Here is a 16,180-nt window from a genome sequence, read left to right as displayed (position 1 = left end):
GTTAGCGGACGCCCGTATACATCTACGGGACGGTTAACGATTGTTATCCGAGCTTGGTTAATGAAATCCTCCACCTTCCATCGGGAGATCATCTTCGATGATTTGGAGTGATCGGTCACGATGCACAACCGACCTGACGTAAGCAGCGTTAGACTAACCCTTGGATACTGTTTGTTTCTTCAGCCATTTTAGCACTTGGATCTCGCCTTCATCCATCCATTGAAGAAGGCGTTCACTCGTGGTTTTCAACTTAAGGACATCCCGAAGCGTACCAGCTTGGAAGTCTTCGAACACGGCGGGATGTATGTAGGAAGACCGACAGACCGATCGGGTATTGACCAGCTTCGCAGCGACTGCGTCGATCGCTGCATTGAGTTGACGGGCCAACTCGCGCTTCGTCGTGGCGGCCTCGGCAGAAGCCAATGCATCCACTGCCATGCAGGTTGCGCCCCATGTTCTAAACTGGCGTGAACTGAAATCGTCACCTGTCATCTCTCGGATATAGGCATTCACATCATGTGAGGAGATGGGTCTGCATCCGCCTTGATCGCTAACGTATTGAAAGAGATGCTGCCCTGGAAGTTCCTGTAGTTTTCGCACGACATTGGCGATCCGCCGGTCACTATGGGCAAGATTCCATTCCTTGCCGGATTTACCTTTGAACCGAAATTTGAGACTGCCTCCATCGACGCTCACGTGACGACTGCGCAACGTGGTGAGGCCGAACGATTTGTTCGTCTCTGCATAGGCAGCGTTTCCTATCCTGATATAGAGGTTATCGAGCATCCACACGACAGTTGCCAGCGCCTTTTCGACATTGAGGCCACGCGAACGAAGGTCGATGTCGACCCGTTCGCGCAGGTCAGGAAGTCTGGACGCGAAATCGGCTAGCCGTTCGAATTTGGCTTTGCCTCGCTCGGCGTGCCAATCTTTATGATAGCGGTATTGCCGGCGACCCTTGGCATCCGTGCCGATTGCCTGCAGGTGTGAGAAGGGATTCGTCGAGATGACAACGTCTGTGTAGGCGGGCGGTATTGCCAGAGAGTTCAGGCGAGCAATCTCATCAGCCTGGGTAATCCGCCGCCCGTCTGGCCGGTAATAGAGGAAGCCTCTGGCACCCATCTTCCGGGTGATCCCGGTCTCCAAACCAGGACCGTAGACTAGCCCGGAGGTGAGTTTGGCCTCGGTGGCGTTTCCATCGATTTCGGTGACGATCTGGTTCATTCCCAAATAACTATAGAACGGCCTGCGTGTTCCATGATCAGGCTAATGCAGGCGAAGATCGGTGTTTCGCTTACCGATGCAATGCCAACTGACCAACGACGGGTCCTTCTCAACGCGTGCGATACGTCACGCCTTGGCCTTCGAGGGCGGCCTATATTTGAGCACGGATTTCCCGGTACGCCCGAAATTTGGACAAAATCAACAAAAACCACATTGGTTCTCTCGTATATAGGCGCTGAATCAAAGCTTCAGCAGGATGGCACGCAAATTGCCTTGACTGATTTGACCGTTTTGTCGGTTCTGTGAATTTCTATAAGAAAAGGGGAACCTATGAGTTCAGAGATCAATCGCCGTCGCTTCCTGCAAGGAACCGCCGGGGCGGCCGCTGCCGCAGGCTTTATGCAGATGAACCCCGACTTCTTCATTTCCTCCGCCTTTGCCCAGTCGGGCAAGACCATGACGTTTCTCTCTGCCGAAAACATCACCGGCAACTGGGACCCGACGGCCCACACGACGCTCTCGCAGAAAAATATCGAGGGTTTCGTCATGGGCTTCCTGACGCGCTCACCGATGAAGCTCGATAATCCCGGCGAGGTGGTCTACGAGCTTGCAACCGACATCAAGCTGCTGGATGCACATCGGTTGCAGATCAAGCTGCGGCAGGGCATCACTTTTCATGATGGCAAGCCGTTCAAGGCCGAAGATGTCAAGGCAACTTTGGAATATGGCTCGAGGGCCGATCGTCCGGCCCAATGGTATCCAGGACCGACCGAAACCCTCACCATCGAAACACCGGACGACTACACGGTCATTATCGACACCTCCAAGGGTGGTTATCCGGCCCATCTCTTCATCTTCCTCGCCTCTTTTCTTCCAATGATGTCGGCAAAGGACGTGGCAGGTGGCCCGGGTGGGGTTCTTTCCCAGCGCTTGAATGGCACGGGACCGTTCAAATTCGTTGAGCAGCGCGGTAATGACACGGTAATGGCTGCTTTCGATGGCTATTTCAAAGGCAAGCCAGGCATTCCCGGCATCAACTTTACGTTCACTGGCGATTCCACCACGCGTATGCTGTCGCTGATGAATGGTCAGGCGTCGATTGTCGAGCGTCTGGAGCCGGAACAGGTGGCAACCTTGAAAGGCAATCCGCAAATCGCCATCAACGAGGTGGTTTCGGTTGAAAACAAATATCTTTGGTTCCGGTGCTCCAAGCCACCTTTCAACGATCCACGCGTCCGGTTGGCAGCTTGCCATGCCATCGACCGTGACATGATCCTCGAAGTGCTCGGATCAGCAGGCCATGCGTCTTCCAACTTCGTATCGCCGGTCAAGTTCGGCTATGTCGATCTGGAAAATTATCCGAAATACGATCCAGAAAAGTGCCAGGCACTTTTGGCTGAAGCAGGCTTTCCAAACGGCAAGGGCTTGCCGCCGCTAGAATATATTACCTCGGTTGGGTTCTATCCCAAGACCAAGGAATATGGCGAGGTGCTAACGGGCATGCTGAACGAACAAGGCTTCCCCGTCAGCCTGACCGTGCTGGAGCCTGCCGCATGGAACGAGCAATTGTACGATCGCCCAGGCGGCGGCCCCGGTCATATGGTCGATTGCGGCTGGTCAACGGCATCACCGGAGCCCGATCTTGTTCTGCGAACGCACTTCCATTCAAGCTCCAAGCGCATTTGCGGCATTGTTGACAAGGACATTGATGCAAGCCTCGACAAGGAGCGCAATGCGGCAACCCTGGAAGAGCGCAGGAAAGTTCTGCAATCCGAAACGATGCCTTTGATCGCTTCGAAAATGCCGGCCTTGTCGCTGTTCACCTCTGTCATGATCCACGCCATGCAAAAGGAGTTCAAGGAAGGCCTCTACATCTACCCTGACGGGTCCATGGATGCTTCAAAGCCTGCGGCATGATGCAGCACCGGACGTAAGACTGGCCGCACGCCGGAGATTTCAGCGTGCGGCGACCATCAGGACCGAAGCGGAGTGCATGTCGATGTTCGCATTGAATTTCCTCGTCAGACGGCTGTTTCAGGGTGCGATTATTATTTTTCTGGTATCTTTGCTGATCTTCACCCTACTGCGGGTGGTGCCGGGCGATCCCGTGCGCATGATGGCGGGCGGCATGGCTCCCGAAGCCCTGATCGAGAAAATCGCCAAGGATATGGGATTGCGTGATCCGATTCTCGTTCAGTTCGGGCGCTATATGTCTGGCGTGGTGCAGGGTGACCTTGGCGAATCCTTTGTGCGGCCCGCCAATGGCGCGGCAACAGGCGGCTCTAGCTTCAACGATACAACGCGGGGCGAGCGCGCCAAGGTTTTCACCCTGATTTTTGATGCGCTGCCCATGACCTTGCAACTGGCGGCGGTTACGCTTGTGATAGCTCTGGTATTTTCCAGCATTGTCGGTGTAGCGGGAGGATTGGCACCGGGGCGATGGCCGGACAAGCTTGCCTTCTATATCTCCTCGATCTTCATATCCCTGCCGAATTTCTGGCTCGGAATCGTGCTGGCCTTGCTGTTTTCGGTCAAGCTCGGCTGGCTTCCGGCCATCGGTTATCAGGGCTTTGCCTATACCATCCTGCCCGCCATCGTCCTGGCCGTTGAGCTTGCGCCGGTGTTGATCCGCACGCTGGTCAGCTCCGTCTCTGCCCAGATGATGGAGCCTTACGTGTCTGTCGGACGGGTTCGTGGCCTGAGCAATACCCGTATCATTGCCAATCATGCGCTGCGCAATGCGTCCGTGCCGCTGCTCAATCTGCTGGGTGTGCAATTTTCCAGTCTGCTCGGTGGCGTGATCATCGTTGAATATATCTTCGATTACCCCGGCCTTGGCCTGCTGACCATCAACGCAGTGCTGCAACGGGATTTTCCGCTGATCCAAGGCATTGCCATCGTCACCAGCGCCATCTTCGTGCTGATCAACATCCTCGTTGATCTCGTTGCCACCACCATTGATCCGAGGCTCGAATACTGATGACCTTCACCAGCCCAGCCCCTTCGGCCATCATGGCACCGGTCCTGTCGCGATCGATCCCCCGACGGATCTATGACAAGGCTTCTTCCACACCGGGTTTTCGCATTGGCGTTGCCATCTTTCTGCTGCTGGCTCTCGCAGCGGCACTCTATCCCGAACTGAGCGGTCTCGACCCGACAAAAATGAACGTGCGTGCCCGGCTGCTACCGCCCCTGTTCATTGGTGAGACCTGGAGTTTTGCCCACCCGCTTGGCACCGATCAGATCGGCCGTGACATGCTGGTCCGCTCGCTGGTTGGCTTGCGCTATTCTTTCCTGATTGGTGTATCCTCTGTCATGGTGATGCTGATGATCGGTTGCGTACTTGGCACGCTTGCCGGCTATTTTGGCGGACGCACCGATGCGGTCATCATGCGCCTGACCGATGCGCAACTATCGATCCCGATGATCATTCTGGCCATCTCGGTTCTGGGCGTATCGCGTCCCACCATTCCCGCCATCATTCTTGTGCTTGGGTTGTCCAATTGGCCGGTCTATGCCCGCATCATGCGCAGCATTGTGATGACGGAGCGTCAGAGGGAATATGTCCGTGCCTCAAAGCTCGGTGGCTCCACAGACCTGCGCATTATTCTAACACTGCTCGTGCCGCTACTGCTGCCGCCCGTGCTGTTCATCTCGGTGCTGGATGTGGCGCGGATGATGATTTTCGAATCCATTCTGGGCTTTCTTGGCCTTGGTGTTCAGCCACCGACGCCGACCTTTGGCAATATCATCGCGGATGGACGCAAATATCTGCTCAACGCCTGGTGGATTGCCACCATGCCCGGAATTTTCCTCGGCCTGACGCTCACCAGTATCAATCTGGTTGGCGCATCGCTGGAACGGGCAAGAAACACCATTCACGGAGGCGCAGAATAATGACAAGCCCGCTTCTTGAACTCAAAGATCTTGTCGTAACTGCTGGCTACACCGAACAGTCGCGCCGGATTCTTGACGGCATATCGTTCAAATTACAGCCCCGCGAGATCGTTGGCGTTGTTGGTGCCAGCGGTGCGGGCAAAACGGTATTGTCGAAGGCGGTGGTCAATTGGCTGGAGCCACCTTTATCCGTGCGGTCGGGACAGGTGCTGTTTGAGGGCACAGATATTTTCGCTATTGGTGCGGCAGAAATGCGCAAATTGCGTCGCCGCGTGGCCTATGTCGGGTCCAACCCAATGGGGGCTCTTGATCCCACCCTGTCGGTCGGTGCTCAGATTGTTGAAAAGCTGCGGGCCGTTGTTCCCGGCACATTGTATGGCGATGCGGAAAAGCGGGTGATTTCCTTGCTGGAGGCCGTGCGCATTCCCTCAGCACGCAGCCGCTTTCATGATTATCCCTCCCAATTCAGCGGCGGGATGATGCAGCGAGCCCTGATTGTCGATGCGCTGATTACCAATCCGGCGTTGTTGATTGCCGATAACGTTACCCAACCGCTGGATGTGACGGTGGCGGCGCAGGTGATCCGTTTGATGAAAGAGCTGACGGCTGATTTCGATACGGCCGTTTTGTTTGTTTCCTCCTCTCTTCCGGTAGCGCGTGAAGCCTGCTCGCGCATTCTCGTCATGGAGGATGGCCGTATCGTCGAGGAACAGTTGGCAGAAAACCTGATTGCCACACCAATCTATCCCTACACCCGCGAACTGGTGGCCCAGACGCCGAAAATATGGCTTGAAAAAAACGCTGTTGCACGCCTCGACGATGACAGGCCGGTGGTGATCAGCCTGCGTGACGCCTCACAGATCTATAAGGTTCGCAAGAAGACGGGCCTTGGCGGGGTCAACAACGTGCGGGCGGTGCGCAATGTGACGTTTGATATTCGCAGAGGCGACAGTTTCGCTATTGTTGGCGAATCCGGCTGCGGTAAATCCACGCTGATGCGGCTGTTGAGCCGTCTCGAGCGTCCAAGCTCCGGTCAGGTTTTGTGCAAAGACAAAGACATTGCCCAGCTCAGTGGCAAAGACCTTTTGGCGTTTCGCAGCACGCTGCAAATGGTGTTGCAGGACCCCTTCGGCTCTCTGCCGCCACGCACCACCGTTGGCCGCATGCTGGAAGAGCCGCTGCGCACCCATGGATGGCGTGACAAGGCAACAATCCGCACGCGCGTGCTGAAGGTGATGGGAGAAGTGGGCCTGCCGGCTGCGCTCTATGAGGAATTGCCATTGGGGCTCAGCGCTGGTCAGCGTCAACGCATCAATGTGGCGCGCGCTCTGGTGCTGGAACCTGAAATTCTGATCATGGATGAAACACTGTCGGCCCTTGATCAGGCAGAGCAGTTCAAACTGCTTGATCTGTTCCAGACATTGCAGAAGGAATACAACCTGACCTATATTTTCATCTCCCATGATCTGGCCATGGTGCGGAAGGTCTGCAACCGAGTGGCGGTGATGTATCTGGGTGAGGTGTTTGAACTGGCCGAAAACGAGAGATTGTTTTTCGATCCGGGCCACCCCTATACAAAGGCGCTGCTCAGCGCCATGCCAACGCTGGAAGAGCGGCGCTACCAGCCCCAGGACTGCCTGTTGGAAGGCGAGCCGCCAAGCCCCATCCACATTCCGGATGGGTGCAGCTTCAAGTCGCGCTGTCCGCAGGCCATGGAAAAATGCCGGACAATCAGTCCAAGCCTAACGGACAGGGGAGAGCAGGATTTCGCCGCCTGCCACCTCGTCAATCCGATTTTTGGAACAGCGCCGGACAAAGGATCGCTTGTAGAGGCTGGCCCCTGACGAAAGACAGACTCCATATTGAAACAGGCAGAGAACAGCAGGAAAAAACAAGCCCATGAGTTTTACGGAAAACCGCATCAAACACATTCTGGAGATGCTGAAACTGCATCAAAGAGTGACTGTTGTTGCACTGTCCGAGCAGTTGCAGGTCAGCCACGAATCCATCCGTCGCGATTTAAAGGAGCTGGAGATCCGTGGCTATGCGCGTCGGGTCTATGGTGGCGCCGTAATCGACGGACATGACAGCGACCAACCGTTCGGTGAGCGTATCCGTGTCAGCGCCCGGGAAAAAGCCCGCATCGGCGAGGCTGCAGCCTCCATGGTCGAAAACGGCATGAAGATTTTTATCGATACCGGCACCACGACACTGGCCTGCCTGAAACATCTGGAGTCCCGCAAGGATGTGACAATTGTCAGCAACTCCATTGCGGTTGCGGCCCATTTTTTCCCCTACCCCGATGCCAGCGTGCGGGTTCTGGGCGGGCGCATGCGACCGGAGTATCAGGCTACCTACGGCCATGAGACGGTTGCGGCCCTCAAGGAGCATTTTTTCGATCTGGCCATTATCGCTATCAGTGCCATCCACCTGGAGCGGGGCTTTATGGACTTTGGCGAGGATGAAGCCGTCCTGCGCCGCATTGCCCGTGGGCAGGCCAGCCGCTCCATCATTGTGGCGGACAGCTCAAAATTCGGGCGGCTCGGCTCTATCCATACCTTTGGCCTGAGCGAGATTGACGCCGTGGTGACCAGCGGTGTGCTGCCGAAAGACTTTTCCGATTATTTTTCGCAATCAAACGTGGACATCATCAATGCCTGAAGCGTCTTCAAAATCATCCAAAGCGCCTATTAATACCAAGAGGTTTCAGGCGATGGTCGATACATTGTCTTCCTTCGGCGGCGGTCCGGACGGTTCCATGAACCGGCTTACATTGTCGCAGGAAGATGGCAGGGCGCGCGACTGGCTTGCGTCCTGGTTTGCTGAAAATGGGTTTGTCCAATCCGTGGACGCCATTGGCAATCAGTTTGGTTCAGCACCGCTGGCCGGGGCAAATGCACCTGTCGTCATGGTTGGTTCTCACATTGACAGTCAGCCGAATGGTGGGCGTTTTGATGGAGCACTGGGCGTCGTTGCGGCCTGCGAGGCCGTTTTGGCGGTGCGCGAACGGTTGGCGGCGGAAAATCGTCTTGCGGCCTGCAATTTCCAGGTCGTGAACTGGACAAATGAGGAAGGGGCGCGGTTTCAACCGAGCCTGTTGGGAAGCAGCGTTTTTACCGGTGCGGCTGAACTGGACTGGGCGCTTGACAGGGCCGATGGCAACGGCGTCACAGTTCGCCAGTCACTTCAGGAGATTGGCTATGCGGGCAAGGACAAGGTGCCCGTGCCCGACGCCTTGATCGAGCTGCACATTGAAGGTGCAAGCACTCTGTTCGACGCTGAGGAGAAATTCGGGGCGTTCACCCGTTTCTGGGGGGCCACAAAATACCGCCTCGCTTTTCTCGGCCGCCAGGCTCACACCGGTCCGACACCCATGGCGGAGCGCAAGGATGCACTGTTGGGCGCCGCCTATCTGATGGCCGATCTGCGGACCATGGTGGACGCTTACGGGCTTGACCTTCACACCTCTGTTGGCCGTCTGGAGGTTTTTCCCAATTCGCCCAATATCGTTCCAGCGGAAGCCGTGTTGTTCATCGAGCTGCGCTCTGCCTCGCCGGAGATTTTGGAGGAAGCGGAGCGCAAGCTGAACGTAAGCATTGAAGCTGCCGCTGCAAAAGCCACAATAGGCTATGAAATACGCTCCATTGATCGGCGTAAGGCAGGCAGCTTTGCGCCCGGTCTGATTGCCCTGGCAGAACAGACGGCAAAAAGCTACGGCGAGCCAGTGCGTCACCTCGATACGGTGGGAGGTCACGACGCAGTGGCGCTATCGGCTGTTTGTCCAGCCGTGGTGCTTGCCGTGCGCAGCCAGAACGGCGTCATTCATCACCCCACGGAATATACGACACCAGAAGATCAGGCATTTGGCACGCAGGTTCTGGCGGACATGCTCTATCGCCTTGCCTGCGACGGACTGGAGGCTGCGCAGCACAATGAGGCGGCGCAATGAAACCACTCGGCACACCCGATAATGAAGATGAGGCCCGCGCTGAGCGCGCCTTATCGCGGTTCACCACCCTCCCCTTGCACACCCTGACCTACCGCGTCGCGCTGCCCGCCGTGGCTTCGCCGTCCTATCATGCGGTGGAATCCGTTACATTCGACATCGCGCCTGATGGCACTGAACCGACATTGTTTCTTAAGTTGGCCGGAGATGAAACAAAAGAACTGGTGGATGATGCCATCTCGTTTGCGGCCGCAACGCGCCTGTATGATCTTGGGCTTTCACCAAAGCCAATCGCCCGCGCCCCCCTTGAGCGGGCGGTGCTCTGGGAGCGTCTGGGGCAAGGGTGGCGGGCGGCGAAAATCGATGATCTCATGCACGAGGCTCCCGTATCGCAATTGATCAAGATGCAAAAGGCGATCGCCGCAGGCCCTTTATTCGGTAGGCCGTGGTCGATCTTCGAGGGGATCGATGGGCTTTGGGCCATAATGCAAACTCTGCAAGCCCCGCTGCCGGGGGATGCATCCTGGATGTATGCCTGGAGCAGGACTCTCCACTCCGCCATTTCTGCGGCTGGCGTTGATTTTTCTGCGGCCCACGGCGATCCGCATTCGTCTAACGTGATGATCGGTCCGTCCGGCCAATTGCAGCTGGTGGACTTCGACATGGCTGGCGACATGGACCCCTATTATCAGCTTGGGGTGCAGATGAACGAGCTCTACCAGTTCGAGAGCCAGATGCAGCCCCTTTTGGAAATGCATGATGGGGCTTTTTCCACCAAGGCTTTGGCCCGCTGCCGCCTGTATGCGGCAGCCGATGATTTCTATTGGGCCTTGCGCAGCATGCTTCTGGAAATGCGCTCTCCCCGGCGAAGCGTCGAGTTTTTGAAATATGCCGAATGGCGTTTCCTGCGGTGCAGAATGCTGTTGGGTCGTCCCGGATTTGAAGAATTGGTCAGATCGATTTGAAGCAGGAGTAGGATCATGAACGAAATTGGTATGGCGACCACCGAAGTTGAGCACGCCCTGGAGGCTGCACTCAATCAGGTCGCCGGATGGCAAGGCCGTAAACTGCGCTATAGAGCCGTTCTCGGCGGTATCAGTAACACCAATTTTCGCATTGAGGTGGAAGGAGATCCCCTCTCCTATTTCCTGAAAATACCTGGTCGCGGTACGGAAATGTTCATTGATCGCAAGGCGGCGGCAGCGGCCAGCAAACAGGCTGAAACCATTGGCGTTGGGCCACGCACATTCGATTATCTCGCCCATCTGGACATTGAAATTGCAGAATTCATCGATGGTCGCAGACCATCCACCCATCGCGACTTTGCCGATCCCCAGATCCGCCACAAAGCTGTTTCCCTTTATTGTGATTTTCACGCGGCGCCAGAACTGCCGCTGACCAAAACCGTCTTTGACATGATCGACGAGCACTATGCGCAGGTGGAAGAGCTGGGCGGTTACTGGCCCAGTGATCATGCATGGCTTCGTGATCAATATCGACAAGCGCGCATGGCGCTGGAGGCATCCGGCCTCGATCTCGTTCCCTGTTTCAATGATCCCATGCCGGGCAATTTCCTGATTGGCGAGAACAATTCGATCAAGCTCATCGATTTCGAATATGCCTCCAACAATGAACGTCTTTATGATCTGGCGATCTGGAGTGGGGAAATGTTCTTTTCGGAATCCATCGATCGGGAAATCATCGAGGATTACTTCGGCCACTATGATGCCGGTTATCATGCCCGCTTCATCGTGCTGAAGGCCTTGGCTGACATAAAGTGGAGCACCTGGGCCATGGTGCAGAACCGGATTTCAACGCTCGATTTCGATTTCTACAAATATGGAATCTGGAAACATATGCGCGCCCGCTCCATCATAAACGACCCTCGTTGGCCGCTGTTTCTAAAATCGCTATAAGGGTCGATTGTTGATTTCCGATTTGGATTAACCAGAATTTCGCGTTGGCATTAATCCTGCCCGGCTTCAGGTGCTGTTTGAAAGCCTTATCAATTTTAGCCATGGTCAGGCAGTGCAAACGCCAGGTCTGCCAAGAAGGCGCTTGGCCGTTTTGGTAGTGCGGGTCGGCTACAGATAGAAATTGATCGTGTTTCGGAGCTTATCGACGGTAGGGTACAGATATGCCCGGCTGTTGCGAACCTTCACATAGGTTTTGTCAACGCGACAGCTTTTTGATTGCGATGGGCGCCAGTGCCACGGAAATCGCTCATTAGGAGTCCTAATGAAAATCACTAGCCCTCTGTCTGGCATGAATTGATTTTTTTAACAGAGCCAAAAAACAGAGATTGAATGTTTTCGAGTAACAAAAATGGGCGTGTCGCAACTTTTCTGCGATGAAGGAGTGAACCAGTTCCAATAGTTTAGCTCTGTTACTTTAAGAGTCGAATAGAAGACGAAGATTTCAAAGTCTTTTGTCCGTGGTTTGCAGATCAATTTGTATGCGGCTGACTTTCCACCTTAAAGAGGGCACGGTCTATGGCTGTGAGAAAGCGATCTATATGCTCCGCTTGGCAAACGAGCGGAGGGCGCACTTTCAGTGTGTCTTCATTCGCACCCGTCGTGCTCACCAGCACGCCGTCATCTCGCATCGCATTCACCACATTCAAGGCCATGATACGCCGACTTGCGGTGGTTGCGCCTTCATGCCCGAGATCTATGCCAAAGAACAGGCCCGCGTTTCGCACGCCGCGAATACCACAGGGCTGCATGGCCAGTTTTTCCAGCCCGACGCGCAGGCGCTCGCTCATCGCAAGCGCATTTTGTGGTATTTGATCGCGTTGCAGAATTGTCAGAACGGCATCAGCCGTTGCAATTCCCACCGTGTTTCCAGCAAATGTATTCGAGTACCGCGCTGTCGCACCAAATCGATCCATCGGTGATTTCCGTCCTACCACAGCGCCAATTGGAAACCCGTTGCCCATAGGCTTGCCCAGGGTAACAAGGTCCGGAACGATGCCGTGTCGCTCAAAACCCCACATATGAGCGCCTGTTCGGCCGAAGCCGGGCTGAACTTCATCGGCAATGACGAGACCACCTGCTTCTTGCACTGCGGCAACGCCGCCTGCAATGAAGCCGCAAGGATCGACCCATACGCCATCGCTGGAAAAAATACTGTCGAACAAGATGGCGGCAACACCAATGCCACGACGGTTAAGATCGACGATGGCTGCACGAACCTGCGCTTCAAAAAAATCCGCAGCCTGCGCTTCCGGTATCTCTGCTGGCCCGTGAAGGTCAACCATGCGCACGAACGGACTAAGCTTGACCGCATCGCCCAGATTGGGCGACACCGATGCCGCGGCTGCGCTGGTGCCATGATACGCGTAGGACGAGACAATCACGCCTTCGTTGCCGCTCGCCAGTCTTGCGATACGCAACGCAAGGTCATTTGATTCACTTCCCGTGCAGGTAAAGACGACACGGTTCAATTCATGGGGAAATGTTGCAGCCAACCGCTCGGCATAATCGACAAGCCTTGGTTCGAGATAGCGCGTGTTGGCACTGATCCGGCCAGCCTGCGCGGCCATGGCAGCGTTGACCTCTGGATGGCAGTGACCGAGAGACGGTACATTGTTGTAGAAGTCCAGATAGGCTTGCCCATCAGGGTCGTACAGCCACATGCCTTCTGCACGAACAAAATGCACGGGACGTCGATACTGGAGCCTGTAAGACGCCCCGAGCACATTGTCACGGCGCGCAATCAGCTCGGCCTCTCGCGCAGGAACATCCGCTTCACCCGGTGTGTAACGATTTGGCATGAGATCTGTAGACATATGTTTCAGCCTGCTTGAGAGAGTGCGATGATGAATCCGAGAAACCGTTCAAGACGTCTCGTTTCATATGCTTAAAAGATTGGTGGCTGTGAGAACGGCCCGCTCCGCGTCAACAGCACCCAGAGGTGCGAGGATAGACAGGCCACGCTCGGCCCGGGCAACATTCTTTTTGATGTACTGGGCCTCGTCAGGAAAGAGATGAGATCGCCAATAGTTGATGAGGATCAGCGCGCTTTGTCGTGCACGCATCAGCCCGACAAGCAGTTTCGCTTCCTGCGCTGAAAGTGGAATGACGGAGGCGTAACCGGCAATAAGATATTCTGCCCCGCCCAAAGCAAGCGTTGGATCGTTGACGAGGTGACTTGCAGCAATCGCAAGGTCCTGAATCCTTGGTCCCCAGCAGCCATCGCCAAAGTCAATGAAGCTAAGTCCATTTTCAGTCACAAGTGTATTGAACGGACTTGGGTCATTATGCGTCACCTGCCACGCAAGGCCCGATAGCTGCGGTTCAACACACTCAATATAGTTGCTCATTGCAGCACGCACGTTATCCGCAACGAGCCCGGACGGCAAATATTGCTCCAGTTCCAAAAGCCTTGGCCAGCAACCGATATGCCAAAGAATCGGACGATGGATCGCAGGCGTATCGATCACCTCAAGTGCCCGGTTCAACCGGCCAAGCGCGCTGCCCGTGCGAAAAAGCAGGTCAGGCGTTATGTTCGCCTGATGCAACGGAACCCCAGCAACCCAGTTCTGAACGTATCCGCAGACGCCGTCTTCCTCAAACATCAACGCGTTGCTCTTTGTGCGCAGAATGGTCGCCGTAACAAACCCGGCACCTCCTTGCACTCCGGCAATGGCCGCTGACTGAAACCGAAAGCTGTCGATTGCCTCTGGCTGGGTTGAGGTCTTAAAGATCAGTCTGCGGCCATCCGAAAGCTCTACCATCTCGGTACGTTCGAGCTCTGACGACAACGTCGAATGGAGTCCGCTCAAACCATAGTGCTGCTTAAGAAGCTCGGCAGTCCGCTCGGCTTTCATCGTGCTTGGCTGCGTGGCCAAGGTTGCCGTGGCAGCCCGAAAATAGGCTTCACTGGAAACTGCCGGAAACTGCCCATAGTCGATATCAACAGCTTGAGACCCTTTAGGGCGGGCCAAGTGACCCTCGGTGGTCAGATCAGGAGGTACGCCCAATTTTGAAGATCCTCGTCTATTCGGGGTCGCTGCAGTCACGCTTGCGGACATGAAACAGATAGGTTGATGAACAATCCCTTCGGTTCAAAGTTTTCTGCCACTCTTGAGCGAATGGTAGAGGCGCCCCAAGTATCTCTCCAAGGGCGCTTCAACTGTGATCACATATCGCAGATAATAAAATTGTCCAAACGAAAAATTGTCACCCTAGGTCACTTCCCGAAACGGCCCAAACTACCGTCGAGAGAGAATTAAGTATTTTTTGAGCTTAAAACAGCTTCTAATCGATTGAAGCGCTATTAATCGCGCCTCGTATTCGATTGGCTACGCAGAGAGCGGGTGCTGCAGCATTATTCTCAGTGCGCCACAAAACATTCGTGGAGTGAGATCACAATTGGTTCCATGCCTATTTATGGTGTGCGAGCAATATGTGCGCACGCTCGCAGATTCTACCGCTAAACGGTGAAATTGCTTTCAATCAACGATGAGCCCAATGACGACCCCTTCAAACCGGGAAAAGCCCGGTAATTTCCCTTCTTCGACACCCGAAACACCGGGGTCAGACAACCTGGCAATACCCACGCAGCCAATCAGGTTGGCGTGCATTCGATGATAAAATCCATTCCCTGAATGATGTCCTGTTCAATGGCACCTCGAAGCCTCGACGGACTCTTGGCGGCGATTGCAGCCAATGCAGCCTCGTGATGATCGGTCAGCGAAGCGACCTGCTTCTCATCACGCTCAGCGGCACGCTTACCCGACGTCAGCAAGTTGAAGCTTGGTCCAATTCGCAGCCACAAGGTCTCGATAATGCCAATAGCAATGCTCATTTCCGAGCTTCGATAAAGCGTAAAATGAAAATCCTGATTTTTTATAAGATACCGTTTTGAATCTCCAACCGCCAAAGCCGAGCGCATCTGACCTTGAAGCTCGTAGAGGCTGGACAATTCCGGCGCGCCGATCAATGACCCGGCGGCCTCTGCCACGGCTCCCTCAAGAAGAACACGGAGCTTCTTCAGTTCCGCAAGGATTTCGCGCGTCATTTCCGGCACGGCGTAGGTCCTGTTCGGTCTCAAGACAAGCGCACCCTCGGCGATCAAGTGCTGTACCGCTTCCCGGACGGGCATAGGGCTGGTGCCGAGTTCCTGTGCCAGATTTCTGAGGCTCACGGTATCGCCGGGCATAAACCGGCCCTTCATCAAAGCCTCACGCAACGCCTGATAGCTCTGCTGCTGCAGGCTTTCCCTATCAACAGGTTTCATCTTTTGCGTTGGTATTCCTTCGGATGTGACAGGAACCGGGTCAAAGGATAAGCCTGATCTTTTCACTTGGCGATTGATCCTTGATAGGGTGGAGCGATCATTCAAACAGAAGATGACGCCTAGCGTTGCCATTCTGATGATGTACCGGAAATAGAGGCCTTTGCCACCCTGGACGAGCACGTTCGAATTATTAATTGTGCATGATTTTGGTCTTGGCAACAATCCATTGAAAATGAAGGGCTGAATTATCATAGGCCCAGAGTAGCCTGCGATGAATGTCCGCCCATCTGCCCCAGCGAAATCTCAACAGCAATCGAAGCCGACCTTGAGCTGCGATTGGTCATGGCCTGCTTTCTCAAGACGGTCAAGGCGGCATCGGTGACAAGCCTGTCAGCATCCGTGCGGCCGCTGCATTCTTCAATGACGAAGCTAAAATAGCCTCGGTCGAGCCCGTCGTAGGCCGAAGCAAGCACGCAATCATTGATGTCAAATCCCGTCATGTGTAGCTCATCAATTTCATGAGCTGTGAGAAAGTCTCGCAACGGATCATCTTTCTCTGCCTTAAACACCGACCGAACGGTTTTATCCAGCGCAAACCATGGTTTTCCGGTTGCAGCGATTATGGCTGCGATCACAGGATCGACCGGGCCTGCCGCATCTTTTGACAGGGTCCATTGAAGCTGGCGCTCAAACATGGAACCATCAGGCGCATGAAAACTGGCAATGACATAGGCATCATAATTGGCGTTTCGGATATAGGCCCTTATTCGTTCGAGCGTCTGAAATGCAGCATCCGCCGACAGCGTGGCGGGTTGTACGTCGATAACCAAAAGCGCCCGCCGTCTCCCGGCAAGCGGCATTTCAATCTCA

At 55.0% G+C, this 16,180-nt stretch carries 13 protein-coding genes; 8 read left to right on the top strand and 5 right to left on the bottom strand.

All coding sequences use genetic code 11. The annotated features are described in order from the left end of the window. Positions 1-153: 153 nt before the first annotated feature. Entirely contained in the window at positions 154-1,224 is a 1,071-nt protein-coding gene (locus tag H1Y61_RS23095; RefSeq protein WP_180575468.1) for a DNA topoisomerase IB, read from the bottom strand. 330 nt (positions 1,225-1,554) lie between these two features. Here H1Y61_RS23095 and H1Y61_RS23090 point away from each other — a divergent pair, with 330 nt between their 5' ends. From H1Y61_RS23090 to H1Y61_RS23055, 8 genes are all read left to right on the top strand, one after another. Beyond that, positions 1,555-3,141, top strand: a complete 1,587-nt coding sequence (locus H1Y61_RS23090; RefSeq protein WP_180575467.1) for an ABC transporter substrate-binding protein — start codon at positions 1,555-1,557, stop codon at positions 3,139-3,141. An 82-nt stretch (positions 3,142-3,223) separates the two neighbouring features. Next, positions 3,224-4,204 carry an ABC transporter permease gene (locus tag H1Y61_RS23085; protein WP_015918395.1) on the top strand — a complete coding sequence of 327 codons (981 nt, stop codon included), beginning with the start codon at positions 3,224-3,226 and terminating at the stop codon, positions 4,202-4,204. Next, positions 4,204-5,121 (top strand): ABC transporter permease, encoded by a 918-nt coding sequence (locus H1Y61_RS23080; protein WP_180575466.1) that lies wholly within the window; start codon positions 4,204-4,206, stop codon positions 5,119-5,121. Before H1Y61_RS23085 ends, H1Y61_RS23080 begins: the two co-directional genes overlap by 1 nt. Beyond that, entirely contained in the window at positions 5,121-6,965 is a 1,845-nt protein-coding gene (locus H1Y61_RS23075) for an ABC transporter ATP-binding protein (RefSeq protein WP_180575465.1), read from the top strand. Before H1Y61_RS23080 ends, H1Y61_RS23075 begins: the two co-directional genes overlap by 1 nt. 55 nt (positions 6,966-7,020) lie before the next feature. Next, entirely contained in the window at positions 7,021-7,782 is a 762-nt protein-coding gene (locus H1Y61_RS23070; RefSeq protein WP_015918392.1) for a DeoR/GlpR family DNA-binding transcription regulator, read from the top strand. Beyond that, positions 7,775-9,070, top strand: coding sequence for a Zn-dependent hydrolase (locus H1Y61_RS23065; RefSeq protein WP_180575464.1), 1,296 nt, complete (start codon positions 7,775-7,777; stop codon positions 9,068-9,070). Before H1Y61_RS23070 ends, H1Y61_RS23065 begins: the two co-directional genes overlap by 8 nt. After that, positions 9,067-10,032: a phosphotransferase family protein gene (locus H1Y61_RS23060; protein ID WP_180575463.1), complete on the top strand. Its 966-nt coding sequence runs from the start codon at positions 9,067-9,069 to the stop codon at positions 10,030-10,032. The genes H1Y61_RS23065 and H1Y61_RS23060 overlap by 4 nt, the downstream gene beginning before the upstream one ends. Before the next feature lie 15 nt (positions 10,033-10,047). After that, positions 10,048-10,983, top strand: a complete 936-nt coding sequence (locus tag H1Y61_RS23055) for a choline/ethanolamine kinase family protein (RefSeq protein WP_180575462.1) — start codon at positions 10,048-10,050, stop codon at positions 10,981-10,983. Between the two features lie 530 nt (positions 10,984-11,513). Here the strand turns inward: H1Y61_RS23055 and H1Y61_RS23045 are convergent. The 4 genes from H1Y61_RS23045 to H1Y61_RS23030 all read right to left on the bottom strand — a co-directional run bounded on the left by H1Y61_RS23045 (position 11,514) and on the right by H1Y61_RS23030 (position 16,170). Then, entirely contained in the window at positions 11,514-12,857 is a 1,344-nt protein-coding gene (locus H1Y61_RS23045; RefSeq protein WP_180575460.1) for an aspartate aminotransferase family protein, read from the bottom strand. Positions 12,858-12,920: 63 nt separating this feature from the next. Further along, positions 12,921-14,051, bottom strand: coding sequence for a phosphotransferase enzyme family protein (locus H1Y61_RS23040; protein WP_235680991.1), 1,131 nt, complete (start codon positions 14,049-14,051; stop codon positions 12,921-12,923). A 587-nt stretch (positions 14,052-14,638) separates the two neighbouring features. Continuing rightward, entirely contained in the window at positions 14,639-15,562 is a 924-nt protein-coding gene (locus H1Y61_RS23035) for a GntR family transcriptional regulator (RefSeq protein WP_180575458.1), read from the bottom strand. Continuing rightward, positions 15,559-16,170, bottom strand: a complete 612-nt coding sequence (locus tag H1Y61_RS23030) for a cysteine hydrolase family protein (protein ID WP_235680998.1) — start codon at positions 16,168-16,170, stop codon at positions 15,559-15,561. Before H1Y61_RS23030 ends, H1Y61_RS23035 begins: the two co-directional genes overlap by 4 nt. Between the last annotated feature and the right edge of the window lie 10 nt (positions 16,171-16,180).

It is taken from the genome of Agrobacterium vitis (assembly GCF_013426735.1).
Lineage (GTDB): Bacteria > Pseudomonadota > Alphaproteobacteria > Rhizobiales > Rhizobiaceae > Allorhizobium > Allorhizobium vitis_D.
This window is presented reverse-complemented; position numbering and strand designations above follow the sequence as displayed.

What these genes read in the sequence shown, in the direction of transcription:
- H1Y61_RS23095 (WP_180575468.1), bottom strand. Translation starts at nt 1,224, where the DNA reads ATGAACCAGATCGTCACCGAAATCGATGGAAACGCCACCGAGGCCAAA.
- H1Y61_RS23090 (WP_180575467.1), top strand. Translation starts at nt 1,555, where the DNA reads ATGAGTTCAGAGATCAATCGCCGTCGCTTCCTGCAAGGAACCGCCGGG.
- H1Y61_RS23085 (WP_015918395.1), top strand. Translation starts at nt 3,224, where the DNA reads ATGTTCGCATTGAATTTCCTCGTCAGACGGCTGTTTCAGGGTGCGATT.
- H1Y61_RS23080 (WP_180575466.1), top strand. Translation starts at nt 4,204, where the DNA reads ATGACCTTCACCAGCCCAGCCCCTTCGGCCATCATGGCACCGGTCCTG.
- H1Y61_RS23075 (WP_180575465.1), top strand. Translation starts at nt 5,121, where the DNA reads ATGACAAGCCCGCTTCTTGAACTCAAAGATCTTGTCGTAACTGCTGGC.
- H1Y61_RS23070 (WP_015918392.1), top strand. Translation starts at nt 7,021, where the DNA reads ATGAGTTTTACGGAAAACCGCATCAAACACATTCTGGAGATGCTGAAA.
- H1Y61_RS23065 (WP_180575464.1), top strand. Translation starts at nt 7,775, where the DNA reads ATGCCTGAAGCGTCTTCAAAATCATCCAAAGCGCCTATTAATACCAAG.
- H1Y61_RS23060 (WP_180575463.1), top strand. Translation starts at nt 9,067, where the DNA reads ATGAAACCACTCGGCACACCCGATAATGAAGATGAGGCCCGCGCTGAG.
- H1Y61_RS23055 (WP_180575462.1), top strand. Translation starts at nt 10,048, where the DNA reads ATGAACGAAATTGGTATGGCGACCACCGAAGTTGAGCACGCCCTGGAG.
- H1Y61_RS23045 (WP_180575460.1), bottom strand. Translation starts at nt 12,857, where the DNA reads ATGTCTACAGATCTCATGCCAAATCGTTACACACCGGGTGAAGCGGAT.
- H1Y61_RS23035 (WP_180575458.1), bottom strand. Translation starts at nt 15,562, where the DNA reads ATGATAATTCAGCCCTTCATTTTCAATGGATTGTTGCCAAGACCAAAA.
- H1Y61_RS23030 (WP_235680998.1), bottom strand. Translation starts at nt 16,170, where the DNA reads ATGCCGCTTGCCGGGAGACGGCGGGCGCTTTTGGTTATCGACGTACAA.